Raw genomic sequence first — 26,949 nt, 5'->3', positions numbered from 1 at the left:
CCGGAGACCGAACCCGGACCGACCCCGGAACCCGGACCAGCCCCGGACCACCGCCCGAACCCGGACCCCGAACCCGGACCGGAGACCGAACCCGGACCGACCCCGGAACCCGGACCAGCCCCGAGACCTGTCCGCCGGCGGACGCGAAACGGTCCGGCTCGCCCGGGGACGGTACACGCTCGGGTACAGGCGAGCCGGCAATCCCGAACCGGGCCCAAGCGCCTGTCGCACGAGCAGGTGGTCGAGCTGGTCCTCCCCCACGTGCCCGATGTCCTGAGGGAGGACGGCAACGCCCAGATCACCCGAGCCCAGCTCCGGAAGATCATGCGCAGCCACGAGATCCCGCTCAGCAACGAACATCTGACCCCGGTCCTGGCCCTCGTACGGGCCGCCTCCCCGGCCTCTACTTCCTCCAAAGGAGCTGCTCGATGAAGACCTGCGACCGCTTCAACCGGATAAAGGCCGGTTTCGAGAATGACCTCGCCATCCTGAACAGCCACGCTGCCCAGCACGAGGGGAGCAACCCGGCGAAGGCGAGCAGCCGGATCGCCAAGGGCGTGAAGCTGAACATGGGGCGGGCGCTCTCCCGCCACTACTCCCGGTGCAGGCTCTGCTGCTGAACCCAGACTTCCCGATGGTGGCCCGGCCTCTCCGGGCCACCGCCTCGTTCGCCCCAGCTACCCGGCTCCGAAGGAACCCCATGTCTGCCACCTTTCCCTGTTCCGATTCCGGTGCCGGCCGTCCGCTCCCGACAACCGTTCCCTCACTTCTCCCTTACGGTGCGGCTGACGACAACTCGGTCTCCGACGGAGCAAGTTGGGGCGGAAGCAAAGCTTCCGCCGTACCCGCCCCCGAAGGGGCGGGAGAGGACCTGCACCAGGGGGCGCAGGTCCTGGAGGCTTCGACCGGGGGCGGATCGGAGCCGGGGAACGAGGAGAAGCCGAAGCCTCGCCGTCGCGAGCGCCGTGTCCGCCAGCGTCCGCGTCAGCCGCCCGCGAAGAAACGCCGCCACCAGCCCTCGACGCGTTTCAACGACGACGAGTACGCGCTCGTCGTCGCCGCCGCCGCCCAGTGCAACCTGACCGTCGCCGGCTTCCTCGCCCGATCCGCCCTCGCCGCAGCCCGTGACCTCGACCGCACCAGCGCCGAGATCGCCACCGAGCGCGACATGCTCACCGCGCTGTTCGACAGCCGGCGCAAGCTCGGCTGGGCCGGCAGCAACCTCAACCAGGTGACGAAAGCCCTCAACGCCGGTGCCGATGCCGCCGTCCCTCAGCTGGAGGCAAGCCTCGCTGCCGTGCGGCGGGCCGCCGACGCAGTGCACGCCGCTGCGACCGCCGTCCTCGACCGGCAGCAGGCGGCATGATCCCCAGTATCAACCCGCCCGGCGACCGGACCATCGGCCTGCTCGCCTACCTCTACGGCCCCGGCAAGCGCGAGGAGCACGTCGACCCGCACCTCGTCGCCTCGTTCGACGGCATGGCCCCCGACCCCGGCCGCGACCCGAGCGCCACGCTGAAGGCCCTCCAGCAGCTCCTGGACCAGCCCGTCCAGGCGCTGCCGGAACACGCCCGCCCCGCCAAGCACGTCTGGCACACCTCCGTGCGCACCGCGCCCGGCGACCGGATGCTGTCCGACGAGGAGTGGGCCGAGGTTGCCCGCCGGATCGTCGCCGCCACCGGGATCGACCCGGGCGAGGGGCAGCCCGGCTGCCGCTGGGCCGCCGTACGGCACGCGGACGACCACATCCACATCGTCGCCACCCTCGTGTGCGAGGACGGCACCCGGCCCGACGACTTCCGCTCCGGCAAACGCGCTCAGGCCGAGGCCCGGCTCATCGAGAAGGAGCTCGGCCTGCACCAGGTCTCGCCCGGCGACGGCACCGCCGCCCAGCGCCCCACCAGCGCCGAGCGGCACAAGGCGGACCGCCAGGGTCGCGAGCGCACCGCCCGCGAGGAACTCCGCGAAACCGTACGGCGGGCCGCGGCCGGCGCCCAGGGTGAGGCAGAGTTCTTCAGCCGTCTGGCCGACGCCGGCCTCCTGGTGAAGAAGCGCGCCGCTCCCTCCGGGGACCTGCTCGGCTACAAGGTCGCCCTGCCCGACGACCGGAACAAGGACGGCGAGCCGGTGTTCTACCCCGGCGCGCGTCTGGCCCCCGACCTCTCCCTGCCCCGCATCCGCGAACGCTGGGCCGGCGGCGGCCTCCAGGACAGAGCCGGGCTCGAGGCTCCGGGGGCGGCCGGGGCGCCGGCCGCCGCGCGGCGGCGCACGGCGGCTGCCGCCTGGCAGGCCGTCCTGGTCGTCGAGCACGGCGAGGACGGCCTCGCCGCCGCGTACATCGCCGCCGCCGGCGAAGTCCTCGACGCGCTCGCCAAAACCTCCGCCGCCCACACCCGGCAAGAACTGCGAGAAGCCGCCTGGGCGTTCGAGCGAGCCTCCCGGTCCCACGTCCGCGCCGTCCGCGGCCACGACCGGGCCCTGCGGCAGGCTGCCCGGGACCTCGTCCATGGCGGGTCGGCTCTCGGCCGCGGCGAGGAGGGCGCAACCACGGCCATGGCGATCGACATGCTGTTCTTCCTCATCACCGCTGCCGCGCACTGGCACGCCAGGAAGGGCCACGCCCAGCAGGCCGAAGCCGCCCATCGAGCAGCTGAGCACCTGCGAACCGCCTACCGGGCTGCCGCAGAGTACCCGCTCGCCGTCCTCCACCAGCGTGGCCGTCGCCTCGCCCGCCCTGTGCTGCGGCGCCAGGCCGAGGCGGTGCACGCGTCGATCCCCGAGCTGGCCGAGCAGGTCCTGGCCGAGCCCGGCTGGCCGGCCCTCGCCGCCACGCTCGCCGAGGCCGAGGCCGCCGGCCACGACCCCGTCCCCCTGCTCTCCGAAGCAGCCGGACACCGCGAACTGGGCACCGCCGAGTCGATCAGCGACGTCCTGGTGTGGCGACTGCGCCGCGCCGCAGACCTTCCGGCTGACGCAGCGAGCGCTCCCGCAGTTCAGCGCATGCCTGGTACAGCCTCGGCCCCGCCTCGCGACCGGGACCGCCGGCGGCACCGGTAGCCGGCCCCGCCGTTCACGGATTCGAGAGTTGCCCGACGTCCCGCCCGTGGGGCACTCTCGTCGTCCGCTGCCGGGGCGAGGCAGCCGAATGCGAGGGGAGGCCGTATGTTCGGGCGCAGGAAGGCGCGGAAGAGCGAGGGCGAGCTGGGGCCGGCGGGCGTGCCGTGGCTGAACTACCCAGCTCCGGCATGGCCGCATGAGGCCGCGCCCGTCGAGGAGACCTCGGCCGCGCCGGCGGGCGAGGACTTCCTCCCGGCGGACCTTCGGCTCGATCTGAGCACGAAGCGCTTCCTGGTATGGCGCCGGCCGCTGGTCCTGGAGGGCGAAGTCCGCTCCTGCCCGCAGTGCGCGGCGTACCGCGACTGGGCCATCCTCGCGGTGGAGGGCCAGATCTGGCTCCGGTGCCCTGCCAAGCATGTGACGCCGGAGCCTCGCCTGAGTCTCGAATGGTTCAACCGGAACGCCGGTCCCACCAGCTCGACGTACGGCTCCCTGGACGAGGGCCTGGACGACTTCGGGCTCTGAACCGGTGACGTGGTCCCGCGCCCTGCTCAGCCGCCCCGGGTGAGGCTGGCTTCCCGGGCCGCGAGCTCGCCGCCGGCCTCCACGCCGCTGAGAATATGCGCCGAGCCGGTCCGGAGGAAACCAGGTGCCGGGCGGCCCGACCTCCCGGAAGAATCCAAGGATGCTCGCCAAAGGGCCCGGTGCCAGGTCGAACGACCTGGCACCGGGCCCTGTTTGTGCTGCTGTGTGTGCTGAGGGACGGCTGTTGGGCCCGAAGAGGTACGAGGCCCTGCTGGCGGCTGGCCCCGGGGGTCAGACGGTAGGGCGCAGGGAGAGTTGTCCCTCGCTGTCGCCGGGCAGGGTGTGCCGGAGTACGGGGTCGGGAGAGGCGAGGGAGGCGGCGAAGGCGGCGACGAGGTCGTGCGGAGTGCTCGCGGAGAACCCCGTGGTCCAGAGGTAGCCCCGCCCGATCCGAGGCTCGCACCAGGCCAGCCAGCCGGTTTGTTCGGCGGTGGGGTCGAGGCAGAGCGGGTTTCCGTCCTGGAGGTACTCCGGGAGGAGGCTCAGCGCCATGCCCGCGGCCAGCTGCGGATCGGAGAAGGCAGCCGGATTGTCGATGTCGCGGACCCAGCCGCGCTCCGCGAGCGACTCGAAGACCACGTGCGGGCCCGCATACCCGTGCGCCGGATCCGGACGGGCCTCCAGGGCGAGCAGGAAGTCGGCAACGGCTTCGGGCGGGACACCGGTGGTGAAGTAGGCGGTCCACTCAGCCAGTCCGTCCGCGGTCGAACGGGCGGAGACGGTCCACGCGACCGGCAGGTCCCCGAGGATGATCGGCTCGTCGGCAAGCACCCACTGGGCCCAGCGAAGTCCGTCGGGAGCGACGTACAGCACAGTGCTGCGAACCACCTGCTGAACCGCGTCCGGATCATCCGGATCAACAGGTTCACGACGGCCGCGAGCGAGTGTCAGGGAAGTCCAGCCGGCGGCGGAGAGGTGGGAGGCGACGTGGTCGGCGAGTGCTCCGTCGTCACCGGCAAGGTGGCGTGGGGTGACCCACCAGGCGGGAAGGGCCGGAACATCGGACGGATCGGAAGGCGTGGACGGGCGCAGAAGTGCTCCTTGTCGTACGGGCGGTCAGGGGGAAACGGCGCGCAGTCTGCGGCGCGAACTCGTCGGCGGGTCGACCGGCGGCATCCAGGTCAGCGCCTCGGCGACCGGCCGGGGCAGGTAGCCGTACTGCACTGCCTCGGGGTCTTCGGCGAGGTACGCCACCGGCTGTCCGTCCGGGTCCTCAGCGACGAGGACGTCAGCGAGACGATGGGCCATCGGGCAGAAGGGGTTGATGGCGAGACGGACGGGGGTGTCAGGGTCCAGGACGGCGAGGCGATCGATCAGGTGGCGGACGGTCATGTCTGATGCAGGTGCGGGCATGTGCACTCCTTGCGGGGACGGGGAAGGCGGAGGCTCGGGGACAACGGGAACGCCTGACGGTGCCTCCGTCAGAGACGCTTGGCCGTAGCCAGAACCTCGGAGACGGTCCTCGCGACGAGGTGGGCCGGCGTGTGGGGATCAAAGGTGATCCTGTAGCCGGGAGTCCGAGCGGTGCCGGTGACCGCGAGTACCCAGCCTTCATGCTCGGCGCCGGGTCGGCCAGCGGGGAAGTGGCCGAGGTAGAAACGGCCGTCGGCGGAGGCGACATGGGTGTCGGCCCGGTCGTCGACGATGAAGTGGAAGTCGCCGTTCGCGGCGGGGAAGGTGTCGATGACCTCGGTCGCCTGTCCCGGCCCCAGGAGCCAGTCGTGCAGCCTCAGGCGCTCGGTCGTGGTCCGGAATCCTGCGGAACTCAGCTCCACTGTCACGGCATCACCTCTCTGACCTGCTATTTTCCGGGTTCCCCGGAAAGGGTCGTCTAGGTTGACATGCCCCTGAAGCGTGTACCAGTCCTTTCGCGATCTTTCCTGTCTGCCAGAGGCGAACTGGCATGGCGAGCCCTCTGCGGAGGAAGCGGCTACGGTTCTCAGGTCCGGCAGCGAAGCTGTCCCCCGACGAGACCGCAGCTTCACCCACCCCCAGGTCGGGGCGAGATGTCGTGGGCTTGGGTGCGGCGCCAGACAAAGCCGAGGTCCGCGAGTCGCCCTCTCATTGCCCCGCGTTGCTCCTCCAACTCCAACGAGGTCGGCGAGAGGAGGTAAACGTTTCCCTGGTACTGCCGGAACCCGACAAGCTCCCATCCCCTGGCGATCTTGGCGGTCACCCGGTCCCACTCCGTCCGGTCTCTCAGGCGGTCGCTGCTGAGGTCGGTGACGCCCGGCGAGCATGCGATGGCGCGGCAGCCGGCCATGAGCCGGTGGATCGCCTCGGTGACGAGGATGACGCCGAGGCCGTGCCCACGCCACGGCTCGTCCAAGGTCACCTTGTCCATGACGAGCAGGGAGGACCCCACGTACGGAAGCGAGCTGCTGGCGTCCTCGGTGAAGGACCCCGTGATCGGATCCAGTAGGGCCTGAGCGATCTCGTCGAGTTCTTCGGATTCCTCCTCCATGACCCGGACGGCGTTCATGCCCCGGTCGAGATGCACCCGATAGAAGGTGATCGATCCCACCATCCTGTCTCCATGGAGGACGGACACGTCCCACCGCTCCAGGGTGTCGGCCTGAGGGGTGTCGGCAAGGTCATCGGTGTAGGAGATACGCAGGCGCAGCTCGGACGGGTCGCCGGGCAGGGTGGACAGTTCGGTCACTCCTGAAGCCTAGCCACGCGCAGCAGCCGGAGACGGCGGTGGGCAGCCGTCGGGCGACTGCCGGGGGCCCGCGGGCCGGGTCCGGGAGCGTCGAGGCCCGTGCCAGGGTTGTCTCCATGACGCCGATGATCCCTGCGCACGTCCCCGACGAGCCGCCGCTCACCTACGCCGACAGCTTCGACATACCGGTCCTGTTCCGTAACGGTCCCGCAGACAAGCCCTGGAAGCAGTGGCGGACGGCCAAGCACAAGGCGTGGAGCGCGACGGACGGGTTCCCGAAGGAGGGCGGCTGGTACGCCCCGACCACCACGTGGCGGGAGATCATCAAGGCGGCCACCGAGGTCGGCCGCGACATCACCCCGCACCTGCAGAACCAGCCGCGGTACGCACACGGGGAGCTCGTCGCCCGCGTCGCCCCGCTGTACGCCTACCTCGGTGCGCACCCCTTCAAGCACCAGCCCCCCGTGCCGGGCGCTAGAGGCCGGCGCCTGACGCTGAACCCGGTCTACGCGTACGGCACCGAGCGCACCGCAAAGAGCGCTGCCGCCTACCGGCTGGGCATGACGATGACCGAGTGGGCCTGCCGCTCGCTGCTGGGTCTGGGGCAGACCGAGCACCTCGAACTCGGCGGCCCCATCCCCGCCCTGAGCGCCACCTTCAAGGACCCCAAGAAGAAGCTGCCGGACCTGTGGGGACGGCACGAGGCGGAGAAGGTGTACTGGCTGATCGAGGCCAAGGGCGGCATCTGCGACGTCGGCACCCTGCGCGGCGGGTGGGCGCAGCTGGAGTCTGGGAGCGAGGTCCTCGGCTCGTACGCGCACCGCAGCGTCCTGGTCGGAGCCGCCGTGCGGCCCGGGGACGACCTCTTCCTGACCATCGACCACGCCCTGCACCCCGGCCAGCCGCCCCTCCCCCCGGCCGGATCCGACCCCGACGGCAAGGAAGCCACGGGCGAGGGCAACCTCGAAGACCACCTCGGCGACAACGACGACGCGCTCATCGGCGCGGCCCGCGCGCAGATGCTCGTCTACCAGGCACTGCGCTCCGCTCCCCCCTCACAGCTGCGCACCGTCCCGGTGCCGGCCGACCGCGCTTCGCGCCACCGACGCCACGGACTGACCACACCGCTGGAGGACAACGACCACACCCGCGCCATGCGGGCCGACCTCCGCGGAGCGGCACTTCATCTCAAGTCGGACCTCACGCGTTCCGAGATCCGCTCCTGGGGGATCGACGACTTCCTCACCTGCCGCATCCCCGGCACCGAAGTCCACCTCGGCATGTCCCGGAAGCTGTTCGCCGTCTGCGCGCGCCTCCACGAGGAAGATCTCGCCATCGCCCGGCACACCCCTGGGCTGCGCGCCGAGGACCTGCTGGCCGTCAACGAGCGGGGCAGCGAAGAGGCTCAGGAAGAGCAGCGGCTCGCCCAGCGGCGGATTTTCCACGAGCAGCAGGAGGAAGCCCGCCCCCGGCTGCGCTTCCTGCTCCGGGAAGCCTACGAGCGCGGCGAGACGAGCGACTGGAGCGACCTGCTGCGCCGTCCCGAGGAGCCGGACCTCGACCTGGCGAGTGACGAAGGGCTCCTCGAAGCGGCGACCCCGGAAACGTACCTGGCCGTCAGCCGCTACGACCTGCCCCCGATCCACGCCTAGCTAGCAGTCAGGTCTGGGCCCTGGGTCCAGCTCGCCGTCCACAAGGGCCTGGATGATCCTCTCGGTGCGGGCACGCGTCTCGGGTCCGTGGCCGGCGAGGTTGTGGTCGAGTTCGTGCTGCTGCATGTCAAGCACCGGCTTCATCTCGCCGATGAGGGCGGGCCATGGCGCAAGCGAGTCGGTCAGTTCCTCAACGTTGCCGGACCAGTCGGCCTGGCGTGCTCCCAGGGCGAAGGCGAGTAGGAGGACGGCGAAGAGGGGTTCGCTGTCGAAACCGGCGAGGACCCCGAGCCCTGCGGGGTTCTCCTTACCGGTGTGGGCGGCGACAGCCCGGGCGACAACGGGGAGCTGGAGGAAGAGCGCCGTGGCCGCCGAGCGGGCTTCCTCCCATTCGGCGTCGGCGGCTTCGGCGAGCGCTTCGGTCATCCGCGGCAGGGACACGAAGTCGGCAGCGCCGACGAGGAGGCTCGCCGGACCGGTCAGCCACGGCTCGGCGCCTTCCACCCGCTGCCGTCTGCCCGGCGAGACGCCAAGGACCTTCTCGATCGTCCCCGCCTCGTCTTCCGTCACCTCGGGCCGCGTGCCCAGGGCGAAGATCTGGAACATGTGCGCGACAGCCGTTGCCCGGTCGCCGGCCGGGACACGGATCGGGCGGGGCAGCGCGTTCTTGCCTCGCATCGCGGCCATGGTCGCGGCGAGGGTGCCCACCACCGTGTCCTGGTCGTCGACCGGGTCGAGGCCCTGGCGGGATGCCTCTGCGTGAAGGAGCTGCTCCAGCTCATGCGACAGGTCGTCTACCACGATGGTCGCGGAGGTACGGACGGCGTCGAGGTCGAAAGAGAAGCCCTCGACCCACAGCACGACGCGCAGCAGGTTCACGTCCCGCGTGCGCTCGCGCCAGCGCAGGAGCTGGACCAGCTGACGGTCACTGTCCGGCGGGTAGATCCAGACCGGGCGGCGTCCGTCGTTGCCGGCTCGGGTGGGGTGGGGCATCAGGCCGTTGCTGCGGAAGCTCTCCAGCTTCCTCGCGGTCATGGTGCTGAAGCCGGCGGACGCGGCGGCGCGCAGAAGGTCGGCGCGCTGTAGGAGACGGGGTTCGACTGCCATGCCGGGCAGCGTAGGGGCGCCTGAGCACGCTGCGCGAGCCGAGTACTCCCACTCCAGGCCGGTCTAACTTGCAAACGGGCCGACCCCCGTTGCCACCAGCAGGTTTGCGCTGCTTCTGTGGGTGCGCGGCGCCAACTCGGGCGCTGCTCTCCCCTCTCGAAAGGACTTGTCCATGTCCAGGAACACGGCAGCGGCGGTGACCGGAATGATCGTGCGTTCCCTCGCGAAGCGGTGGGCCGACGCGAACGGCCTCAGCAGGGAGCAGGGCCTGCTCCTCGCATGGGCGGTCGGCGCCCTCGCGTCGGTGGCCGTCATGCGCGTCTGACGCTGTAGCGGAGCGGTAACGGTCTCTGCAGACATGGCGAAGGCCCCGGGAACCATGGTGGTTCCCGGGGCCTTCAGGCTGAGAGGTGCTGCCTGTGCCGAGTGCTCGCGCCTCGGCTCCTGGCAGGTCCCTCTGATCAGCCGGTGGTCGGAGTCTCCGCCTCGTCCTGCGTCTTCTTCCGTCGTGCCGCGATCAGCGCCCCGCCGCCGGCCGCGATCAGCAGGCCGCCGGCCGCGAGGAGCCACGCGTTGGAGTCGGCGCCGGTGTGCGCGAGGGAGTCCTTGGAGGGCGGGGTGCTCGGGGTGTCGGTCGGGGGCACCGGCGCCGTGGAGGTGGACCGGCTCGGGGTCGGGGTGACCGGCGGGGTCGTCGCCGGTGTGGTGGGCGGGGTGCTCGGGGTGACCGGCGGGGTCGTCGGGGGCGTGGTGGGCGGTGTGGTCGTCGGGGGCGGAGTCGTGGGGGGCGTGGTGGGCGGGGTGGGCTTGTTTTTCTTGGTGTTGGTGAAGGTGGCGGTGGTCTTCGCGGCGGGCTTGGCGGTGATCTTCACGGGGGTGGGGTCAAGTTCGTAGCCGGTGGGGGCCTTGGTCTCGGTGCCGGTGTAGGCGGTGCCCTTGCGGGAGGAGACGGGGAGCGGGGTGGTGGCGGTGCCGTCCTTGCCTGTGGTCAGGGTGATCGTCTTGCCGGTGCCGGTGGCGGGGGTGATGTTGATGACGGCGCCAGCCAAGGGCTTGCCGGTCTTCTTGTCGGTCTTCTTCACGAGCAGCTCGGCGGGCTTGAAGGTGTCGATGATCGTGAGCTTCGCGGTGTGCTCGGGGGTGACGATGACGTCCTGGTCGGGGGCCAGGTCGTGGAGGGGGCTGCCGGAGTCGGTCTCCTTGAGGCGGTAGGTGCCGGGGTGGACGTTCTCGAAGAGCAGGATGCCGTCGGCGTTCGTCTTGCCGGTCTGGGCCTTGGTGCCGTTGAGGGTGTCGAGGAGGGCGAACGCGGCGCCGACGAGCAGGGTGCCGTCCGGGTCCTTCTTGGTGATCTCGACGGCGCCCGGCGGGATCTCGGGGGCGTTGGCGAAGGCGGTCGGGGCCCAGATCAGGGAGCTGGTTGCCAGGGTGGTCGCGGCGACGGTGGCCGCGGTACGGCGGGGGGCACGCATGAAGAAGGAGTTCTCCTCGGTCAGGTGGTGGGCGGAACGCCTTGAGGGCGGAGGTCGGCGAGAGCGGGTAGTCGGGTTCGGGATCGGTGGAGCGGGACCCGAGGCTCCCGGTCAGCTGGCCGTGTCGCTCGTGCGTCGGCGGCGGCTGAACAGGTAGAGGCCCGAGCCGCTGGCGAGCAGAGCGGTCGCGCCGGCGATCAGCCACGGTGTGGTGTCCGCGCCGGTGTGGGCGAGGGAGCCGGACGGCGGTGCCGGGGGCGTGGTCGGCGCGACCGGGGGTGTCGTGGGCGGGGTCGGCGGCGTGGTCGGCGGAGCCGGGGGCGTGGTGCTCGGGCTCGGCGGCGGGGTGGTCGGGACGGGCTGGTCGGCGAGGGTGACCGTGACGTCGGCGTCGGGCTTCGCGGTGAAGGCGACGGGTGTGGTGTCGAGCTGGTAGCCGTCGGGGGCCTTGGTCTCGGCGGCCCAGTAGCGGGTGCCGGCCTTGAGGGTGACGTCGAGGTCGGCCTCGGCGGTGCCGTTCGTGCCGGTGGTGAGCGTGGTGACGACCTTGCCGGGGATGTGCTTGCCGGTCTTGTCCGTCTCGTCGGCCCGGATGGCGATGACCGCGCCCGCGAGCAGCTTGCCGGTGTTCTTGTCGATCTTCTTCACCGACAGATCGGCCTTCTTGAACGGGTCGACCAGGTCGATCGGGTTGGCCTGGGCGGTGCGTCCGGCGGTGATCGTGAGGGTCTGATCGGGCACGAGGTCGTGGACGGAGCTGCCGGAGGACGTTTCGCGCAGGCGGTAGGTGCCGGCCCGGAGCTGGTCGAAGGCGAGGATGCCCTGCGCGTCGGTCTTGCCCGCGGCGACCTTCTTCCCGTCCTTGTCCAGGAGCTCGAAGGCGGCGCCGACCAGGCGGCTGCCCTCGGGGTCCTTCTTGCGGATGGTGACGCCGCCGGTCGCCTCGTCCACGGTGACGGTGGCCGAGTCCTTGACGCTGGTGGTGCCGCCGGCGAGGAGCATCCGCTGGGCGGCGGGGTTCTTCGGGGTGAGGACCTGCAGGTCGGTGGCGGGCAGGCCGTCGGCCTTCGCCGTGACGCTGGCGGTGCCCGCGGTCTTCGCGGTGAACTCCCACCGGGCGGTGCCGCTCGCGCTCGTGGTGACCTTCCCGGAGGCGGTGCCGGAGCCGGACTCGGCCAGCGCGACGGTCACCTTCGGCACAGGGGCGCCCGCGCTCGTGGCGACCTTCACCGCAACGGTGACCTTCGTCCCGGCGGTGGTGGTCTTCACCGACGGGGTGATCGTCAGGGTGTAGGGGCCGGCGAGCCGCTTGGCCTCGGCGATGTAGCCCTGGGCGAGGGTGCGGGCGGTCGGCGAGACGATCGGGTACGCGAGTCGCTGCTTGCCGCGGGCGCCGTCGAGCGCGTACGTGCCGCCGGCCAGGTACTCGTACACGACCGCGTCCACTGCCGCCGCCCGCGCGTTGTCGCGGGTCTGCCCGTACCGCCCGATCACGTACGCCGCCTGGGCGAGACGCTCCTTCGGCACGGCCTTGCCGGTCACCGACGACGTCCAGGACGTCACCGGCCGCGGGGCGCCGTAGCCGCCAGCGTCGGCGGGGCCCTTGCGCTCGGGGTCGGCGCAGTAGGTCTCGGCGTCGCCGTGAACGGCCGGTCCGGGCGGGCCGTAGGCACCGATGTGGCTGGAGCCGGCGTTCCCTTCGGAGTCCGGGATGGTGTAGCCCGGGCCGAGGATCTCGCCGGCCGAAGGCGCCGCCAGGGCCGGGGTGGCCAGGACAGTGCCCGCCGTGCAGGCGGCGACGGCGACGGCCAGGGGTACAGATCGGGCGGAGCGAAGACGCATGGAGATGGTGAAGTCCTGTCGGAGTGGGTGTCGGTGGGAGGGAACCGGCGAGGTGGGGCTACCGGCTGTGTGAGAGCGGGGCGACGGCCCGCCCGGGCAGGGCCGCAGAGGGTTTCGTTTCCGTACGGATCCGCAGGGCGCCGGGGAACCAGAGCTGGGCGTAGCGGTCGATCGCCTTGCGGAGGCCGGCGGTGCCGATGCCCTGCCAGGGCGGCGCGTCGGCGTGGCCCCAGTCGGTGAAGGTGCCGTAGCTCCCTTCCCCGGGCCTGGTGCCCAGTCGTTTGTCTCGGGCGGCGAAGGCACCGTGGTCGGCGAAGCTCAGCCACTGGGCGTCGATCAACCCGCGTTCCAGGTGCACGACTTCGAGGCGCAGGCCGTCGTAGCGCTGGTGCATGCGGGTGTCGGTGAAAGTGATTCGCAGTCGGAGAGGCAGGTCGGGGGCGGGTCTGGCGTAATAGGTGTCTCCGACGACGGCCGCCTCCGGATACGGGAGGGTGAGGTGGTCGTCGAAGAACTGCTCGGCGAACAGGGACACGTGCGGACTCCTGGTGGTCAGCGGCGGGCGGCGGGGCGGGCGGGCAGAAGCGCCGAGGGGGTGGCCGTGCTCCAGCGCGGGACGCTGCCGACGGGGACCGGGCGGCGGACAGCGATCCGGGATCGGATGTCGCGCGGCGTGGGGACCGGTGCCTGGGGCGGTTCGACCGGCGTGAGGGTGGCGTGGGCGGCCAGACGCGGATGAAGGGTGTCTCGCCAGCGGGGCAAAGGTGCCGGGTCGGTGAACGCCTTCGCGGTGGCGGCGATCAAGTGGGAGGGCGTGCGGGAGCTGAAGGCGATCCCGGCGCGCGTGCCCCACCCAGGGGGTCCGGCCCACAGCGTGATCGCCTCGTCGGGGTACCGGTCGACGATGTCGATGCTCGCCCCGGCCTGCCCGTCGGGGGCGGTGACGTGCAGCCGTCCGCGGTCCGGGCCGCTGAGTGTCCAGCCGGCCGCGATCAGCGGCGCGACGGCGTCGGACCGGAGGCCGGTGGCGTGGAGGAAGCGGTTACTGTCTTCCGCCCAGTCGTGCGCGAGCGCGTTGGTCAAGGCACCGACGAGTTCGGCGGGCATGTTCTGGTTGGCGGTGGCCGTCCACTGCGGTGAGGACATCGCGTCGGGTGCGGCGCTGATGGTCCACAGGTCGTAGTCGTCTCCGGCCCAGCCGATCCGGATGCGGTGGTCCGGGCTGGTGACGACGAGTTGGTGGGGGCCGTCGTCGAGGTGGTGGTGGGGCCAGTGGGAGACGGGCGCGAAGCCGGCGTCGCCGTGGCCGGAGGATCCGGCCAGGTATCGGGGGGTGACGTAGACGTCGCCGTGTACGGGCTGCGGGGTGGGCAGGGGTGGCTCCGGGGTTCGTGAGGAGGGGCTGGTCAGCGCATGGCGGGTGCGGTTGGCCGGGGTGCAGGCGCGGGCAGAGGCGGCGCCGTGTCCGGTGTCCGTGCGGGCACGGCGGCGGCGCGGGCTTCGGCGATGAGCCGGCGTTTGAGGCTGGCGCGTTCGCCGGGCGGGAGTTCGATCAGGCCGTCGCCGGTGGTGTGCGGGAGCAGGCCGGTGACGAGACGGGAGGCGGCGGCCGGCTGCTGGTTGACGAGGCGGTCGATGGCTGTCTCGACGGCCCGGCGGCGCAGGTCGTGTTCCGGGGAGGAGCGGCGGCGTTCGGTGACGGTGGCGGCGTAGTGGCGGAGGAGGTGCTTGCGTTCGGCTTGGCGCTGCCAGACGGCGGTGAGGAAACGGCGCGAGTTGAAGACCTTGTACGCGTCGGTCTCCGGCAGGTCGTAGACGCCGGCGGGCAGCGGACCGAGGACCGAGGAGCTGGAAGCCCGGGCCACGGGGATGGTCAGCTCGGCGAGTTCGTCCAGTGCCTGGGCCCAGCGCCTCTGGAGGAGCGGGTGGCGCAGTGCCGTGGTGCGGGCGTTCTGGGCCCGGACGTCGTCGGCGACCAGGCCGCGGAAGGCGACGGCGCCCTTGGCGAGCAGATCGTCCACCTGCTGGGTGCGCGGCTCGGTGAGGAGGCCGTCGTCCCATCCTTCCTCGACCGTGCCGAAGACGTCGGCAGCGGCGGGGCGGAGGGGGAATCCGGCCTCGGTGAACGTCCTGGTGAGCAGCCGGTTGAAGTGGTCGGGAAGGGCGTCCACGAGCCAGTTGCGGGCCATGACGATGACGTCGGTGGAGGGTGGCGTGGCCTCGGCTTCACGCTGTCGTCCCTCCTCGCGCCGCACGGCGGTGGTCTTCCGGGTGACCTCGTGCAGGGCGGTGCGGACGCGTCGCAGGAGGCGGGTGGTCCGGGCGGCGCGGGCGTCGCCGTGGTAGGTCATCCGCTCGGCGGCGACCTGGAGGTCGCCCTGGGCGAAGGTGAGGGCGTCGTGCAGCTGAAGGAGGCGTCCGGGGGCGTGGAGGGCCGTGTGCTGTTCGGGGCGGAGCCGGCCGTCGGCGTCGGCTATCGCAGCCGTGACCAGCTGGTCGAACCGCTCCTCTATATAGAGGTCGAAGGAGCGGTCGTCGAGGAAGGCGACCTCGTGCAGGTGCAGACGCTCGTGCCGGGTGTCGTCGGTCGGCTGAGTCATGGCGGGGCGGTTCCTTGTACGGGTAGGGGTCACGCGGTCGCGGGGCGCCGGGCGGCGGGGTGGCCGCGGAGCTTGGCGAAGGAGACGGCGAGTCCGAGGGCCTGCAGGACGGCGCATGCGGTGATGGCGTGGCCCAGCAGGTCGGGCGGAGTGAGAGCGACCAGGGCTCCGGCGATCGGGAAGGGGGCCAGGAGCAGCAGGATGATCAGGGAGAGGGTGGCGCCGAAGACCTCGGCGGGGACCAGGCGGGCGCGCAGGGTGCGCAGGACGACGGTCATGCCTGCCTCTCCGGCCATGAGGAGGGCCACGAGGACCAGGAAGACGGTGTAGGTGTGGGCGGCGGCCAGGGCGAGGCAGGTGGCGGAGGCGAGGGCGGCGGCTGCGGCGCCGACCGGCCACAGGCCGACGCGGTCGATGGCGAGTCGGGCGAGGGCGACCATGGCCAGGGAGGCGACGGCGGCGGCCGACCAGACCAGTCCGACCTGGCTGCTGGTACCACCGAGCTGCTGGATGACCAGTACGGGGCCGGCGGCCTGGACCAGGCCGATCGCGCAGTTGGAGAGGAGCAGGCCGACACAGAGCCACCCCAGGGCGGGCAGCGACCGGAGCGTCCTCCAGCCGGTCTTCATGCCCTGGACGACCGGGGCGGGAGCCTCCTGCGGCCAGATCGGGCGCTGGCGCGGGGCGAGCGCGGCGCCGAGCAGGGAGCAGGCGGCGATCGTCAGGAGCATGCCGGTCGCGCCGACGTACTGCAGCAGGACGCCGGCCAGGGCCGGGCCGGCGAGCGTGGCGCACTGGTCGATGCCGAGCAGGACGGCCTGGACCCGGTGGGCGTGTTCGCCCGCGTCCCGGCTCGCGGCGCCGCCGGCGGTCTCGGCCGCGATGTACGCGAACTCGCTGAGGACGCCCGTCGCGGCGGCAAGCACCATGACGGTGACCACGGCGCCCAGGCCGTCGCCCATCGCGGGCAGGGCGCCGGCGGCGGCCAGGACGACCACGGCCCGCAGCACCGAGGCGGTGCGCAGCACCCGCGTGCTGCCGACCCTGTCGACTGCGGCGCCCGCGAGCGCGAACGCCGAGAGCCTGGGGAGCCATTCGAGGACGAACGCCAGGCCGGTGAGGGCGGCGGAGTCGGTGACGGCGAGAACGAGCAGGGGAATGCCGTAGGTGCTCATCGCGAACGCGCCGGCGTCTGCGGTACGAGGGACGTAGACGCCGCGCACGGGGCCGAAGGCCGGAATGCGGGCGTGGCGGCCGGCGGGTGGCCGGGATGTGGAGTGCGTGCGGGGCATCGGGCGTTTCCGGTGGAAGGTACTGAGGTTCAGCGGCCGTTGGGACGGTGGGCCGGGGCACGGCTGACGGCCGGGGCGGGCGCGGCGGTGGTCTGAGAGACGGCCTTGAAGGCGGTGCACAGGCCGGTCAGGTGGCGTACGGCGTCGCCGCGGCGGGCGAGGAGCATGTCGATCTGCGGGCCGGTGAGCTGCAGGACGCCGTCGGTGGAACGGTGGCGGTACTGGTCGCGGCCGTCGGCGACGCGGCTGAGCTGATCGATGGCGTACTCGGCCTGCTGGTGGAGCTGCTCGGCGATGCCGTCGAGCACGTCGGCCTCTTCGCGGATGAGGCGGCTGAGGAGGGCAGCCGCCTGGCTGCTGGCGGGATCCCGGACGGGCATCCCGCCGAGCAGGGAGCGGACGGTGGCTTCGCCGAGCCGGGGCGCCGGCCGGGGTGTCCGGGTCACCGGCAGGGGCCGGTCGTCGGGGAGGAGAACAGGTCGGCCGGCCGCCAGGTCTTCGCCGGGGCAGGAGCGGGCGGCTGGGCAACCGGCAGAGCAGGGCGCGTGCTCTGCCGGGCCTGATGGGCGGCCCACTGCCCCGTCCGCGCGGCGGCCGGGAGGCGGGGGGCGCCCCACAGCGGGTGGCTGGCCGCGTCCTTGTGGGGCCGGCCGCTCGCCCAGACGGAGGCGGCCCGGTAGACGGGGGCCAGGGCGTGGGCGGCGTCGGTGAGACGCAGCTCCATCCCCTCGTCCTCGGCCCCGGTGGGCCAGACGGGCTGGCGGACGGAGACGAGGCGGTCGTCGATGAGCCGGTGCACGGGCGGGTACACGGCACTGGGGCTGTAGCCGGGGAGCAGCGTCTTACGCAGGGACACGATGCTGGACGGCCCGCGTTCCTTGAGGGCCCACAGCAGGGGGGTGGCGTGCCGGTAGGAGATCAGGGCGAGGGCGTCCTCGGCGTTCTGGGCAGCCGGGATCCGCTCGGGCAGCTGCATCACCTGCGGCTTGCCCTCCATGATGATCGTCGTCTCGACGAGCTCCTTGTCGAGGTGCTGATCGCCGTACTCCGCCAGGGCGTGCAGCGTCGGAAGGAGTGCACGGCCGCGGTCGGTGAGGCCATAGGTGACGTGCCGGTGGGTCACCTCGGTGCGCTCCAGCAGCCCGGTCTCGCACAGGGCGCGCACGCGCGGGGTGATCTGACTGGCGATGAGCCAGGGCAGGCGGGACTGGATCTCGGTGTAGCGCAGGCCCTTCGGCTCGGAGGCGAGGGTCATGAGCATCCAGACGCTCCAGCGCGGCGCGATCATCTCCAGCGTCTCGGCGACGCGACGCAGGTCGGGGGAAAGGGCTCGGGCAGCGGCCACGACGGAACTCCAGCGGAAGAAGAGGAACGGGGTGGGAAGCGGGTTACCGCGCGCGGGCGGCAGGAGAGACGACGGCCGGCGGCAGGTCGACGGCGGTCTCGGGAACGGCTGGTGGGGTGGCCGGCGCTGGCTCGGGTACGCGGTGGAGGCTCTGCAGGACGTCGCCAAGGACCTGGTCGTGTGCATCTCGGGCGGTAACGGCGTGAGCCAGGCGGCGGGCGGCGTCGACGATGTGCCCGGCGTCCGTGGCCTCGAAGGTGCGCCCGGGAGCGGTCAGGCGATGCAGCTGCTCGGCGTAGAAGACGACGCCATGGTCGGCGTGCTGCAGGGCGTCGAAGGCGTTGAGCAGGGCGTACCGCATGGTGCCCGGCTCGGCGCCGACCGCGAGTTCGGTGACCGGCCGGCCGTAGAGAGCTGCGATCCGGTCCCCCGCCGCCCGGGAGGCGGCGTACGGATCGGGCACTCAGCGTCCCCGTGCTGCCGGCCGGATCTGTGCCGAGGAGGCGGGCTGCGTGGGAGGCAGAGTGCTGGTCAGGGGGGTGAGGCGGGTGGTCGGCGGCGGCATCGCGGCCAGAAGTGCGTCCAGCGTTCGGATGTATCCGCGCCGGCCATCGAGCGCGGCGTCGAGCCAGTACACGTCGGTCTGGAGGGTCTCCGCCGAGAGCTCGTCCAGGTTTCCGGCGGGGGCCATGCTCGCGTGGACGCGGTCGCGGACGCGGACGACCTGCTCCTCGGACAGGGCGAGCATCGCCCGCACCTCAAGGGCCCGTGTGAGCGCGGGGGACGCCCCCGACCGAACGACCTGCGCGTAGAGGTCGGCGAGCGGAGCGCCGAACGCCCGCTCCAGCGCCTCGTCACGGCTGCTCTTCTTGTCGGCGACGCTCATCGTGCGATCCCGATCTGCGCGGGCCGAGCCGGGGCGGCCACAGGGAGCGTGGTGGTCAGCCGGGGCGCCGGACTGGTTCGCGCGCGCTGTGGTCCGGCCGGGACCTCCACCAGCGCGGTCACCCACTGGGCGTACAGGTCCCGCGCTTCGACAGCCCGGTTCACCTGGTGGGCCAGGCCCATCACCGGGTCGTCCAGAACCTCGCCCGTGGCCGTCTCCAGGGCGGCGACGAGCGCGTCCTCGGCCTCCTCCAGCGCCGACTGCGCCTGCGTGAGCAGGCCGTAAGCGTGGATGACGCTGGTGAGTCCGGCCGTGGCGGACGCCTGGTTCGCGGACCGGATCAATTCGTCGAGCGGCGTCCCGAATCGGGCTTCGATGCGGCCGGCCAGCACGGCGACGATCTCGCCGTCGAGGAAGTCGGGGGTCTCGGACACGGAAGGTGCTCCAGAAAGGGATGAAAGGCGGGGAAGGTCAGGGGCGGTCGCGGTCGTCGCGGCGGTTGTGCCCGGCGTCGGCTGAGCCGGGGGCGCTTGCGGCTGGGGCGACGTGACGTCCTCCGCCGGATGGGGCCGTCCGGCCGGCCGCCCGGGGCGGATGAGACGCGAGGGGGCGGCTCGGAAGGACGGTGGCTTCGATGGAAGCAGGCGAGTAGCACACGGCGGAGGCTCCGGACCAGGGGGAACAGGGAAATGGCAGCCCTGCGAGAGGGCCGCTGTAGTAGGCAAGGGTCCGGAGAATCCCCGGTTTCGGAAACCGGGGATTCGCCGCTATATTGCGCACTTTTGATGCTGGCCGAACCTGTCCGGGAGGGGCGGCTCCGGTGGCGTAGGCCCGGCCAGGTCAGCGTCCTGGTGGCCTGGCCGTTGTCGGTGCCGGGGTGACGGGCGCGGCCGTCGGCACGGTGCGCAGGACGGTGGGGGCGGGCGGCTTGAGCGGTGGGGCGTCGCCGTCGCTCCAGGCTTCCCACCACTGGATGGCCTGGTCGTAGGTGGCGAAGCCGCCCTCGCGCAGGGTGTGTGTGCCGGTGCTCATGTCGACGCACTCCCGCAGGATCCTGAACTCCGGTCCGGCCTCCGGGTTGAGGGAACGCAGCATCACCGCGGTCTCGGGTGCGTCGCGCTCGTCGTCGGTGTAGCTGGCGAGCAGGGCGAAGTGGTCGCCGTCGCGGCGGATGCGGGTTTCCAGGGCGTGCGTGACGGCGTCGGCCGGCTGGTAGCGGTCGGGGCCGACCACGGCGGCCGGGCAGCCTCGCGCGATCAGCCACGATTCGGCCATCGCGATCAGCGGAAACTCCGCGCTGTCGATCGTGAAGGTTCGGTCTTTCAAGTCTCGGGCGACGTGTACCGCTCTGAGCTGGGAGTCTCCGGGGATGCCCCAGGTAGCGCCCTCGTCGTACAGGACGAAGTAGGCGTCGGTCCACGTGCGGTGCTCGCCGAGGACCTTGTACGACGAGCTCTCCACGGCATCGAGGAGGTCCTCGTGGCAGGGGGCGGCGGGCTCGAAGCCGTCGAGGTCGTAGTCGGGGCTGTCGTCGGTCACGTGCGATGGGGCTTTCGGTCGAAGGGAGGGTGGTCGCGGCGCCGTCGTGTCCCCGCTGCGGGAGCGGGGACACGACGCGGCGCGACGAGTCACGCGGGTGCCGGACGGGGGTGGCCGGAAGGTCGGGCAGCGCCCGGCTGGGGGATCAGTCGAGGCACATGCGGACGTCGCGGTAGACGTAGGTGCCGGAGACCCAGCCCTTCACGCCGGTGGTGAGGTCGGTGATGTAGTGCCAGCCGCTGCGGGAGGAGTGGACGGTGAAGCGGTGGCCCTTGTAGAGGACGCCCACGGCGGTGGAGCTGGTCGTGGGGCTCTTGCGGATCTTGACGGCGCTGGTGCCGATGGTCCACGGGCCGGGGAGGTCGCAGGCGCGGACGAGCGGCGTGGCCGCAGGGGCTGTGGTGGTCGCGGCGGTGGCCGCGGAGGCTGCGACCGGGACAGCGGCAGTGGCGAGGGCGACGGCGCACAGGGCGGCACGGGTGAAACGCACGGAGGGACTCCTTGAGGGTTCTGGGGGGGGGAAGGCGGGGCTGCCGGGCGGGCAGAGCGTCCGCCGGCGGCGAGGCTGGTGGCCTCGGGGCCGTCCGCCGTTGGGCGGCGGGCGGTGATTCAGCGGCTGCGCGCCGGAACTGGCCAGGCGCCGGCGGGACGTGCGGGCGCGGCAGGCTTCTGTTGTGCGGTGTGGCGGGAGCCGACGAGGGTGGAGCGGCCGGCGTCGGTGAGGGTGACGGGCTGGCCGACGATCAGGTCGCGGGAGGCGTCTCTCACGACGAGGCCGTGGTGTTCGAGGCGCTGGAAGGCCATGTAGTCCACGAGACGGCCCTGGGCCGTCCGCGCGGAGACCCGGTGGGTGTGCAGGTGCTCGCGGACGGTTCCGCCGGCGGCGAGCGAGAGCAGGGCGGCCAGGTCGTGCGCGGTGAGTTCGGCGCTGATCGCGGGCGTAGGCGGGGCGGAGGCCCGGACCCTCTCCAGGGCAGCAGCAGCGCGGAGTTGCTTCTCGTCCCGGTCGTCCACGGCCTGAGCGAGGTCCCGTAGGGTCCGCCGCATCCGGTCGAGCAGGGCGTCTTCGACGACGTGCGCGCCGGAGGACAGCTGCATCAGCACGTTGCGGTGGTAGGCGACCGCGGTTTCGGCGACCCCGAGGTCGCGGTGCGCGGACGCCAGGGCGGCGCGGTCCTCCGAGAGCAGTCCGGCGTGGTGATCGTGGTGCAGGCCGGCCAGGTCTCCCACGGCTTGCTCGATCGGTCCGTCCAGGGCTGTCGGCGCCGCCGTTCGGGGGGCAGCTGTCACCGGGTCTGCCAGAAGCCTGCGCAGTCCGAGCAGAGGACCGCGAGGAGGGCCGTGCGCCGGTAGGACTTGCGCCGTCGGCCGTCCGGGAGGGTGATGTCGCGGCTGGAGATCTCATACGGGCGAAGCAGCGTGGCCAGCCTGGCCTGCGTGAGGGACGCGTACGGCCAGCGGCCCTCGGCGACGCCCGGCAGAGTCCGAAGCCCGTCGACCAGGTCGGCGGAGGCCAGGGCGTCCGGTGAGCCGTACGCGGAGAAGACGGCCAGACAGGCAGCCGCGATGCACTCTCCGCCGAGAGGACGACGAGGGAAGCAGCACGGGTCCAGCTGAGGGACGGCCCCGTCCCGGTCGGTCTCGACCGGGACGGCCGGTGCCGAGCAGGTGTCGTCGCCCAGCAGGCGATCCACCTCCCGTCCTGCTGCGATCAGATCCTTGAGGATGGCCGCGATGTCCTCGATCTCGTCGTCGACCTCAGCGTCGGTGACCGGCCTCGGCCCGTTGACGATGTCGAGCAGTTCACGTTCGAGGTCGTCCTGGCGTGCCTTCGCGTCCAGGAGTGCCTGATGGTGCGGGTTCGGCTCGGGCGTGCGGGCGCCCGTGAGGTCGTCGTCCAGGAGGGCGCCAAGGAGGCGGAGGAACGGGCTTCGGGTGGTCAACGCTGAGGTCCTTTGGGGTCGGTGTGGGGCGTGGGTGAGGTGAACAGGTCCGCCGGTCGCCAGGGCGGTGCCGGAGCAGTCGTGGCGACCTTGGGCGCAGGCTGCGGAGCATTGCTCTGCAGCTGAGGCGGGATGGTGCGGGCCGCGTGGACACGAGGGCCCGCCGGTGGGCGCGGCCGGTTCACGCGGGCGCGGACGACGTCGTACACCTCGTGCCGGGCGCGGGGCCGGACGGCGACGATGTGCGCCTCGACGGTGTACTGAGAGCTGGGCGGGGCCTTCTGCAGGCGGTAGACGATCCGCCATTCGGCGCCGGCGCCGAGGTAGAGCTTGCGGTACTCGCTCAGCTCGTAGGCGAGTTCAGGGCCGGTGATCCGGGCCCGGACGACGCCCTCGATCAGGTCGAGTGCCCGGTCCCGGATGCCCTGCGGCAGGGCACGCAGGTCCGTGAGGGCGCCGGGGTTGAACGACAGCCCGTAGGCAGGGCGGGGCTCAGCCGTCATGACGCGGGGCCGGCTTCGGTCGAGGGCGCGTCACCGTTCTCCTGCCGCGATCGGGCATCGCGGGCGAGGGTCCTGGTCGACGGGCCGGGACCACGGAGGAGCCGGTGCTCGGGACGCTCCGGGTCCGTCTGGCAGGCGCTGAGCGGCCCGCCGGGTGAGCGGACGTGGGCCATGGCGTGGGTGAGGAAGTCGCGGTGCCAGACGAACATCCCGGACGCGCCGGCGTCCGGCTCCTTGTGCTGCTGGTAGGCCATCCACAAGGCGTGCAGCCACGCCACGACGTCGAGGTGCTCCTGCCACTCGGGGCACCAGGGAGCGGCGGTGGTGATCTCGGCGCCGTAGACGTCCATCAGGACGTCGTCGACCCAGTCGCTCAACACGGCCAGCTCGTCCTCGAACTCGTTGCCTTCCAGCTCCAGGATCGGCTTGGGGTCCGGTGGCGGGGTGAAGGCCGGCATGCCGGGGAAGCCGGCGAACGGCATGCCCGCCGACCGCGGATCGGTCGGCGGGGCGGCGGCGAGACGGTCGATGACCCGCGCTTGTTCGGCCGAGCGATCGAGGAGTTTCCGGACGGACACCTCAATCGATTCGAGGTCAGGCTCCGGAACACGGACGGGCTCCAATTCCCCGCCGTCGGGGGACTCGGTGAATTCGGACACGAAAAGGATCTCCTTGCAGCCGGAGCCGTTGACTCAGTGGCTCCGATGGTCCGGAGAATCCCCGGTTTCGGAAACCGGGGATCGGCCGCTATATTGCGCCCTGCCGCTCAGGCGCCGAGGACGAAGTCCTCCTGGGATGCGGTCTCTCGCAGGGTCTCCGACAGGCGCTCGGTGGCGACGGACGCGTACTCCTCGGTCTTCTCGATGCCGATGAACTGCCGTCCTTCGAGCAGAGCGGCCACGCCGGTGGAGCCGGATCCGGCGCAGAAGTCCAGGACCGTGCCGCCCGGCGGGGCGATCTTGACGAGCTCGCGCATCACCGAGACGGGCTTCTGGGTGATGTGCTTGCGGTCCTTGCCCGAGGGCTGCGAGGCGCTGTAGAGGCCAGGCAGGTAGACGGGGTTCGCGGAGGCGTTGACCCGGCCCTTCGCTCCCCAGACGATGAACTCGCAGTCCTGCCGGAACTTGCCCTTCTGGGGCCTGGCCTGCGGCTTGTGCCAGGTCAGGACACCCAGCCACAGCCAGCCGGCAGCCTGGAGGGCATCGGTGGTAGCCGGGAGCTGGCGCCAGTCGGTGAACAGCAGCGCCGTCCCGCCGGTCTTCGTGACCCGGTGCGCCTCGGTCATGATCTGCGTCAGCCAGAGCGTGTAACTGCGCTGGTCCATGTTCTCGCCCGTGAAGTCCGGCAGGACGTGCTTGGCGTCCGCGGAGACGTACTTCTGCCGGGCCGAACGGCTCGTTCGCTCCTGCGCGGTCCGGCCACCCGAGTTGTACGGCGGGTCGGTGATGACGGAGTCGGCACAGCCGTCGGGCAGGGTCGACAGGACGCTCAGCGCGTCACCGTGGTGCAGGGAAAAAGACATGAGGGTGCCCCAATTCGGAGGAGAAACGGAAGGAGGGTCCCCTGATGGCAGGCCCGGCGGCAGAAGCCGAGTTCGACCGGGCGCAAAGGGGGGGAGGCCGAAACTCTAGGGCACGATCCCCGGTTGAGAAGCATCACCGCCGAAGAGCCAGAAAAAGCGCTCCGATTCCGGCTGGCGATTTCGGTGACCGGGGATCCGGGTTTACTGTCTTGTCATTGCCCGGCGGACACCGCTGATGGCGCCCTCTCCCTCTCCCCACTCCTGCCCAGGAGGCCCTTGTGTTCCGTCCGTGACCCCGCACGCGCTCCGCGCCGCCCTGTTCGCCCTTTCCTCCCCAGCACCACTGACCTGAGACGGAGGCCCTCATGTACCGCCCCTGCTGACCCCGCCCGAACTCCTCGTCTTCCCTCCCCGCTCCATGGAGGTCCCGCTGATGTTCCGTCCGTAACACCCCCGCCTGACGGGGTGCGTGAGCCAACACGCACCCCGGCCAGCCCGCTTCCGCACCACCGCTCCGGCCGCACGGCCCTTCCTCTCGCGCACCGTGCGGCCGGAGCCCTCCCCGAAGGACTCGCCGTGTTCCTGTCCCGCCCCTCCCCCTCCCCATGCGACCGCTTCGCTGACCGCCGTCCGGAGACCGCCCGCGAGTGAAGGGCATCGCCGCCGCGATCGGCGCGCTCTGCCTTCCCCCTCTTCTCCTCGCCGGCACGGCCGTTGTCGCCGCCGCCGGCGGATCCTCGGCCGTGACGGTGCCGTCCTGCACCACCGCCCCGGTCGACGCCGCCGCTGTACAGAAGCAGGTCGCCGCCGTTCTCGGTGGGTCCGAAGCCAAGGGCTCGCGTATCGAGGGCCTCGAACTGCCCGCCGAGCAGATCCCGCACGCCCGCACCATCGTCGCCACCGGCATCGACCTCGGCGTTCCCGAACGCGGCCAGGTCGTCGCGCTGGCCACCGCGATCCAGGAGTCCCGGCTGCGCAACTTGTCGTACGGCGACCGCGATTCGCTCGGTCTGTTCCAGCAGCGCCCGAGCCAGGGCTGGGGAACTCCCGCTCAGATCCGCGACCCCGCCTACGCCAGCAGGAAGTTCTACGAGGGCCTGCTGAAGGTCTCCGGCTGGCAGCAGATGACCATCACCCAGGCCGCGCAGGCGGTACAGCGCTCCGGCTTCCCGGACGCCTACGCCCAGTGGGAGCCTCTCGCCCGCGCCCTGCAGCAGGCGCTGATGACCGCACTCCACGCGCCCGACGGTTCCGCAGGCGGAACACCGGCCCAGCAGCCGGCCGACTCGTGCGAGCCGCAGACCGGCGGTGCCGCCACCGGTCCGATCCCCGAAGGCACGGTCCCGAAGGGATACACGATCCCCGCGGACGCCGATCCTCGCGCGAAGACCGCTCTCGACTGGGCCATGCACCAGCTCGGTACGCCGTATCAGTGGGGCGGGTCCTGCACGGACGCGCACGGCCAAGACGCCCTTAAGCGCTGCGACTGCAGCTCCCTAACCCAGCAGTCGTACAAGGCCGCCGGCATCGCTCTCACCCGGGTCTCCCAGACCCAGGCGCACGAAGGGCGAGCCGTCTCCCTCACCCAGCTCCGCCCGGGCGATCTGCTGTTCAGCCGCGGGACCAAGGCCGCCCCTGAGCACGTCGGTCTGTACGCGGGCCACGGGCTCGTCATCGAGGCCCCGCGCACCGGCCGCAACGTCCGGTTCAGCACCCTCGCGGACTACGCCGCCCACAGCGCGCGCCGGGTCCTCTGACACCGGCCCCGCCCGGCCCGCCCTTTCGAGGCGCCGGGCGGGCCGGGCCAACTTCGCGCCGCCGAGCGCTTCTCCCCCTCTCCTTCCTTCTTCTCCCGTTCCCCGGCACGGGCCGCTGTGCCCTGCCCTCACAAGGAGCGCACCACCATCTCCCCCGCCACCCTCACCGCCCTCCCGTACGACCATCTCCTGCTCGCCTTCGACCCCGGCGTTTCCCCGAAGGGCGGCGGTCTGCCGGGCCTCGAAGTCCTGCGCACCGTCGTGAACAGCATCAATTTGTTCGGCATCGTGGCCGTGGTCGGCGCGCTCGCCGTCAGCCTCGGCGTGTGGGCCTGGGGTCACCACACCGGCGGCCACCAGGCCGAGGCCAACGGCAAGAAGGGCGCCGTGGTCGCCGCTGGCGCCGCCCTCGGTCTCGGCGCCGCCAACGGAATCGTGGCCTTCTTCTCCGCCCTCGGGTCCCAGGTCCAGTAATGGGGAAACGTTCCCTCTCCCCCCGTGTCGGCTGGAGGCCATCACGACGGATCGTCATCGCCGCCGGCGCACTGATCATGCTGCTGCTCGTGGCCAGCGTGGTCGCCTGGTGGACCGGCAGCAGTAAGACGGCCGACGCCTCGCCACAGCCGCACGCCACGACCTCGCCCCCTGCCGGCGCCGCCGGTTCGGCTCCTCCTCCGGACGGCGAATCGGCAGCGCCGGTGGCCGGGCCGCCTCCGGTCTCTGACCCGCTCGTCTTCGCCCGGGCCAGCGCGGTGATGCTGTGGTCCTTCGACGCCCGGACCACCAGCCACGCCGAGCAGCTCGCCGGGATGAAGTCCTGGATGACGTCCGAATCCGCCTACGCGGACTGGGACTCCGTGCAGGCCCAGATCCCCGACCCGGTGCTGTGGTCGCGGCTGAAGGACAACGGCCAGCACGCCACCGCAGCCGTCTCCGAGGCGCACTTCCCCAGTGCCTTCAAGCAGGCCATCGCCGACGATCCCGCCGCGATCACCGAGGCGTACATCTACGCCGTCACCGTGCGCGGCAAGACCCAGCTGGCCTGGACCGGGGGCGGGTCGGGAGCCGAGGACCGCCAGATCACCCTGGCCGTCCAGTGCCGGCCCAGCGCGGACTGCCGCCTGGTCGCCGTCGCCCCGCGCGTCGCCCAGTAGCCCTCTCCCGTACTTCCTGACCCGAAAGGAC

General features: G+C 71.9%; 33 protein-coding genes. 10 read left to right on the top strand and 23 right to left on the bottom strand.

Going from position 1 to position 26,949, the window contains the following annotated elements:
- Positions 1 to 237: 237 nt before the first annotated feature.
- The 5 genes from ACFYZY_RS02765 (at position 238) to ACFYZY_RS02745 (ending at position 3,582) form a co-directional block, all read left to right on the top strand.
- On the top strand, positions 238 to 432 hold the full coding sequence (locus tag ACFYZY_RS02765; RefSeq protein ID WP_376425395.1) for a hypothetical protein: 195 nt from the start codon (positions 238 to 240) through the stop codon (positions 430 to 432).
- Complete coding sequence (locus ACFYZY_RS02760) at positions 429 to 620, top strand: hypothetical protein (protein WP_346171707.1); 192 nt, start codon at positions 429 to 431, stop codon at positions 618 to 620. The genes ACFYZY_RS02765 and ACFYZY_RS02760 overlap by 4 nt, the downstream gene beginning before the upstream one ends.
- Positions 621 to 700: 80 nt before the next feature.
- On the top strand, positions 701 to 1,366 hold the full coding sequence (locus ACFYZY_RS02755; RefSeq protein ID WP_388688875.1) for a plasmid mobilization protein: 666 nt from the start codon (positions 701 to 703) through the stop codon (positions 1,364 to 1,366).
- Entirely contained in the window at positions 1,363 to 3,057 is a 1,695-nt protein-coding gene (locus ACFYZY_RS02750; protein WP_388688873.1) for a mobilization protein, read from the top strand. Before ACFYZY_RS02755 ends, ACFYZY_RS02750 begins: the two co-directional genes overlap by 4 nt.
- Positions 3,058 to 3,162: 105 nt before the next feature.
- Positions 3,163 to 3,582 carry a hypothetical protein gene (locus tag ACFYZY_RS02745; protein ID WP_388688872.1) on the top strand — a complete coding sequence of 140 codons (420 nt, stop codon included), beginning with the start codon at positions 3,163 to 3,165 and terminating at the stop codon, positions 3,580 to 3,582.
- A gap of 291 nt (positions 3,583 to 3,873) precedes the next feature.
- Here the strand turns inward: ACFYZY_RS02745 and ACFYZY_RS02740 are convergent, their stop codons facing one another.
- The 4 genes from ACFYZY_RS02740 to ACFYZY_RS02725 all read right to left on the bottom strand — a co-directional run bounded on the left by ACFYZY_RS02740 (position 3,874) and on the right by ACFYZY_RS02725 (position 6,304).
- Entirely contained in the window at positions 3,874 to 4,470 is a 597-nt protein-coding gene (locus ACFYZY_RS02740) for a DUF317 domain-containing protein (protein WP_388688871.1), read from the bottom strand.
- A gap of 228 nt (positions 4,471 to 4,698) precedes the next feature.
- Positions 4,699 to 4,995 carry a hypothetical protein gene (locus ACFYZY_RS02735; RefSeq protein ID WP_388688870.1) on the bottom strand — a complete coding sequence of 99 codons (297 nt, stop codon included), beginning with the start codon at positions 4,993 to 4,995 and terminating at the stop codon, positions 4,699 to 4,701.
- Positions 4,996 to 5,063: 68 nt separating this feature from the next.
- Positions 5,064 to 5,423, bottom strand: coding sequence for a DUF317 domain-containing protein (locus ACFYZY_RS02730; protein ID WP_388688869.1), 360 nt, complete (start codon positions 5,421 to 5,423; stop codon positions 5,064 to 5,066).
- 200 nt (positions 5,424 to 5,623) lie between these two features.
- Positions 5,624 to 6,304 carry a hypothetical protein gene (locus ACFYZY_RS02725; RefSeq protein ID WP_388688867.1) on the bottom strand — a complete coding sequence of 227 codons (681 nt, stop codon included), beginning with the start codon at positions 6,302 to 6,304 and terminating at the stop codon, positions 5,624 to 5,626.
- A gap of 116 nt (positions 6,305 to 6,420) precedes the next feature.
- Here ACFYZY_RS02725 and ACFYZY_RS02720 point away from each other — a divergent pair, with 116 nt between their 5' ends.
- Positions 6,421 to 7,956: a gamma-glutamyltransferase gene (locus tag ACFYZY_RS02720; RefSeq protein WP_388688865.1), complete on the top strand. Its 1,536-nt coding sequence runs from the start codon at positions 6,421 to 6,423 to the stop codon at positions 7,954 to 7,956.
- Here ACFYZY_RS02720 and ACFYZY_RS02715 read toward each other — a convergent pair whose 3' ends face one another.
- The gene (locus ACFYZY_RS02715; protein WP_388688863.1) at positions 7,957 to 9,063 is read right to left on the bottom strand and encodes a hypothetical protein; all 1,107 of its coding nucleotides are present in this window, start codon (positions 9,061 to 9,063) and stop codon (positions 7,957 to 7,959) included. It lies immediately after the preceding gene.
- Positions 9,064 to 9,235: 172 nt separating this feature from the next.
- Here ACFYZY_RS02715 and ACFYZY_RS02710 point away from each other — a divergent pair, with 172 nt between their 5' ends.
- Entirely contained in the window at positions 9,236 to 9,388 is a 153-nt protein-coding gene (locus ACFYZY_RS02710; protein WP_381534063.1) for a hypothetical protein, read from the top strand.
- Positions 9,389 to 9,524: 136 nt separating this feature from the next.
- Here ACFYZY_RS02710 and ACFYZY_RS02705 read toward each other — a convergent pair whose 3' ends face one another.
- The 18 genes from ACFYZY_RS02705 to ACFYZY_RS02620 all read right to left on the bottom strand — a co-directional run bounded on the left by ACFYZY_RS02705 (position 9,525) and on the right by ACFYZY_RS02620 (position 24,007).
- Positions 9,525 to 10,535 carry a collagen binding domain-containing protein gene (locus tag ACFYZY_RS02705; RefSeq protein ID WP_388688861.1) on the bottom strand — a complete coding sequence of 337 codons (1,011 nt, stop codon included), beginning with the start codon at positions 10,533 to 10,535 and terminating at the stop codon, positions 9,525 to 9,527.
- A gap of 111 nt (positions 10,536 to 10,646) precedes the next feature.
- The gene (locus ACFYZY_RS02700) at positions 10,647 to 12,377 is read right to left on the bottom strand and encodes a collagen binding domain-containing protein (protein WP_388688860.1); all 1,731 of its coding nucleotides are present in this window, start codon (positions 12,375 to 12,377) and stop codon (positions 10,647 to 10,649) included.
- Positions 12,378 to 12,435: 58 nt separating this feature from the next.
- Positions 12,436 to 12,912, bottom strand: a complete 477-nt coding sequence (locus ACFYZY_RS02695; RefSeq protein ID WP_388688859.1) for a hypothetical protein — start codon at positions 12,910 to 12,912, stop codon at positions 12,436 to 12,438.
- Positions 12,913 to 12,929: 17 nt separating this feature from the next.
- Positions 12,930 to 13,544, bottom strand: coding sequence for a DUF317 domain-containing protein (locus tag ACFYZY_RS02690; protein ID WP_388689349.1), 615 nt, complete (start codon positions 13,542 to 13,544; stop codon positions 12,930 to 12,932).
- A gap of 239 nt (positions 13,545 to 13,783) precedes the next feature.
- Positions 13,784 to 14,977: a hypothetical protein gene (locus ACFYZY_RS02685; protein WP_388688858.1), complete on the bottom strand. Its 1,194-nt coding sequence runs from the start codon at positions 14,975 to 14,977 to the stop codon at positions 13,784 to 13,786.
- 29 nt (positions 14,978 to 15,006) lie between these two features.
- Positions 15,007 to 16,269: an MFS transporter gene (locus ACFYZY_RS02680; protein ID WP_388688856.1), complete on the bottom strand. Its 1,263-nt coding sequence runs from the start codon at positions 16,267 to 16,269 to the stop codon at positions 15,007 to 15,009.
- 29 nt (positions 16,270 to 16,298) lie between these two features.
- Positions 16,299 to 16,715 carry a hypothetical protein gene (locus ACFYZY_RS02675; RefSeq protein ID WP_388688855.1) on the bottom strand — a complete coding sequence of 139 codons (417 nt, stop codon included), beginning with the start codon at positions 16,713 to 16,715 and terminating at the stop codon, positions 16,299 to 16,301.
- Positions 16,712 to 17,614, bottom strand: a complete 903-nt coding sequence (locus ACFYZY_RS02670; RefSeq protein WP_351104317.1) for a winged helix-turn-helix transcriptional regulator — start codon at positions 17,612 to 17,614, stop codon at positions 16,712 to 16,714. The genes ACFYZY_RS02675 and ACFYZY_RS02670 overlap by 4 nt, the downstream gene beginning before the upstream one ends.
- Positions 17,615 to 17,657: 43 nt before the next feature.
- On the bottom strand, positions 17,658 to 18,077 hold the full coding sequence (locus tag ACFYZY_RS02665) for a hypothetical protein (protein ID WP_388688853.1): 420 nt from the start codon (positions 18,075 to 18,077) through the stop codon (positions 17,658 to 17,660).
- Entirely contained in the window at positions 18,078 to 18,500 is a 423-nt protein-coding gene (locus ACFYZY_RS02660; protein WP_376233988.1) for a hypothetical protein, read from the bottom strand.
- Entirely contained in the window at positions 18,497 to 18,934 is a 438-nt protein-coding gene (locus ACFYZY_RS02655; RefSeq protein ID WP_388688851.1) for a hypothetical protein, read from the bottom strand. The genes ACFYZY_RS02660 and ACFYZY_RS02655 overlap by 4 nt, the downstream gene beginning before the upstream one ends.
- 406 nt (positions 18,935 to 19,340) lie before the next feature.
- Entirely contained in the window at positions 19,341 to 20,039 is a 699-nt protein-coding gene (locus ACFYZY_RS02650; protein WP_388688850.1) for a hypothetical protein, read from the bottom strand.
- A gap of 145 nt (positions 20,040 to 20,184) precedes the next feature.
- On the bottom strand, positions 20,185 to 20,529 hold the full coding sequence (locus tag ACFYZY_RS02645) for an SH3 domain-containing protein (protein WP_364294556.1): 345 nt from the start codon (positions 20,527 to 20,529) through the stop codon (positions 20,185 to 20,187).
- A 119-nt stretch (positions 20,530 to 20,648) separates the two neighbouring features.
- Positions 20,649 to 21,329 carry a hypothetical protein gene (locus ACFYZY_RS02640; protein WP_388688849.1) on the bottom strand — a complete coding sequence of 227 codons (681 nt, stop codon included), beginning with the start codon at positions 21,327 to 21,329 and terminating at the stop codon, positions 20,649 to 20,651.
- Entirely contained in the window at positions 21,326 to 21,982 is a 657-nt protein-coding gene (locus ACFYZY_RS02635) for a DUF3631 domain-containing protein (RefSeq protein ID WP_388688847.1), read from the bottom strand. Before ACFYZY_RS02635 ends, ACFYZY_RS02640 begins: the two co-directional genes overlap by 4 nt.
- Entirely contained in the window at positions 21,979 to 22,485 is a 507-nt protein-coding gene (locus tag ACFYZY_RS02630) for a hypothetical protein (RefSeq protein WP_388688846.1), read from the bottom strand. The genes ACFYZY_RS02635 and ACFYZY_RS02630 overlap by 4 nt, the downstream gene beginning before the upstream one ends.
- Positions 22,482 to 23,144 (bottom strand): DUF4913 domain-containing protein, encoded by a 663-nt coding sequence (locus ACFYZY_RS02625; RefSeq protein WP_381575972.1) that lies wholly within the window; start codon positions 23,142 to 23,144, stop codon positions 22,482 to 22,484. Before ACFYZY_RS02625 ends, ACFYZY_RS02630 begins: the two co-directional genes overlap by 4 nt.
- Before the next feature lie 107 nt (positions 23,145 to 23,251).
- Complete coding sequence (locus tag ACFYZY_RS02620) at positions 23,252 to 24,007, bottom strand: DNA-methyltransferase (RefSeq protein ID WP_388688844.1); 756 nt, start codon at positions 24,005 to 24,007, stop codon at positions 23,252 to 23,254.
- 647 nt (positions 24,008 to 24,654) lie between these two features.
- Here ACFYZY_RS02620 and ACFYZY_RS02615 point away from each other — a divergent pair.
- From ACFYZY_RS02615 to ACFYZY_RS02605, 3 genes are all read left to right on the top strand, one after another.
- Complete coding sequence (locus ACFYZY_RS02615; RefSeq protein ID WP_388688843.1) at positions 24,655 to 25,764, top strand: C40 family peptidase; 1,110 nt, start codon at positions 24,655 to 24,657, stop codon at positions 25,762 to 25,764.
- A gap of 189 nt (positions 25,765 to 25,953) precedes the next feature.
- Positions 25,954 to 26,238, top strand: coding sequence for a DUF6112 family protein (locus ACFYZY_RS02610; RefSeq protein ID WP_031008868.1), 285 nt, complete (start codon positions 25,954 to 25,956; stop codon positions 26,236 to 26,238).
- Complete coding sequence (locus ACFYZY_RS02605) at positions 26,238 to 26,918, top strand: hypothetical protein (protein ID WP_388688842.1); 681 nt, start codon at positions 26,238 to 26,240, stop codon at positions 26,916 to 26,918. Before ACFYZY_RS02610 ends, ACFYZY_RS02605 begins: the two co-directional genes overlap by 1 nt.
- The last annotated feature ends 31 nt before the right edge of the window (positions 26,919 to 26,949 follow it).

It is taken from the genome of Streptomyces sp. NPDC001744 (assembly GCF_042892575.1).
Classification (GTDB): Bacteria; Actinomycetota; Actinomycetes; order Streptomycetales; family Streptomycetaceae; genus Streptomyces.
Note: the sequence above shows the minus strand (reverse complement) of the source record. Positions and strands in the feature narration are given on the sequence as shown.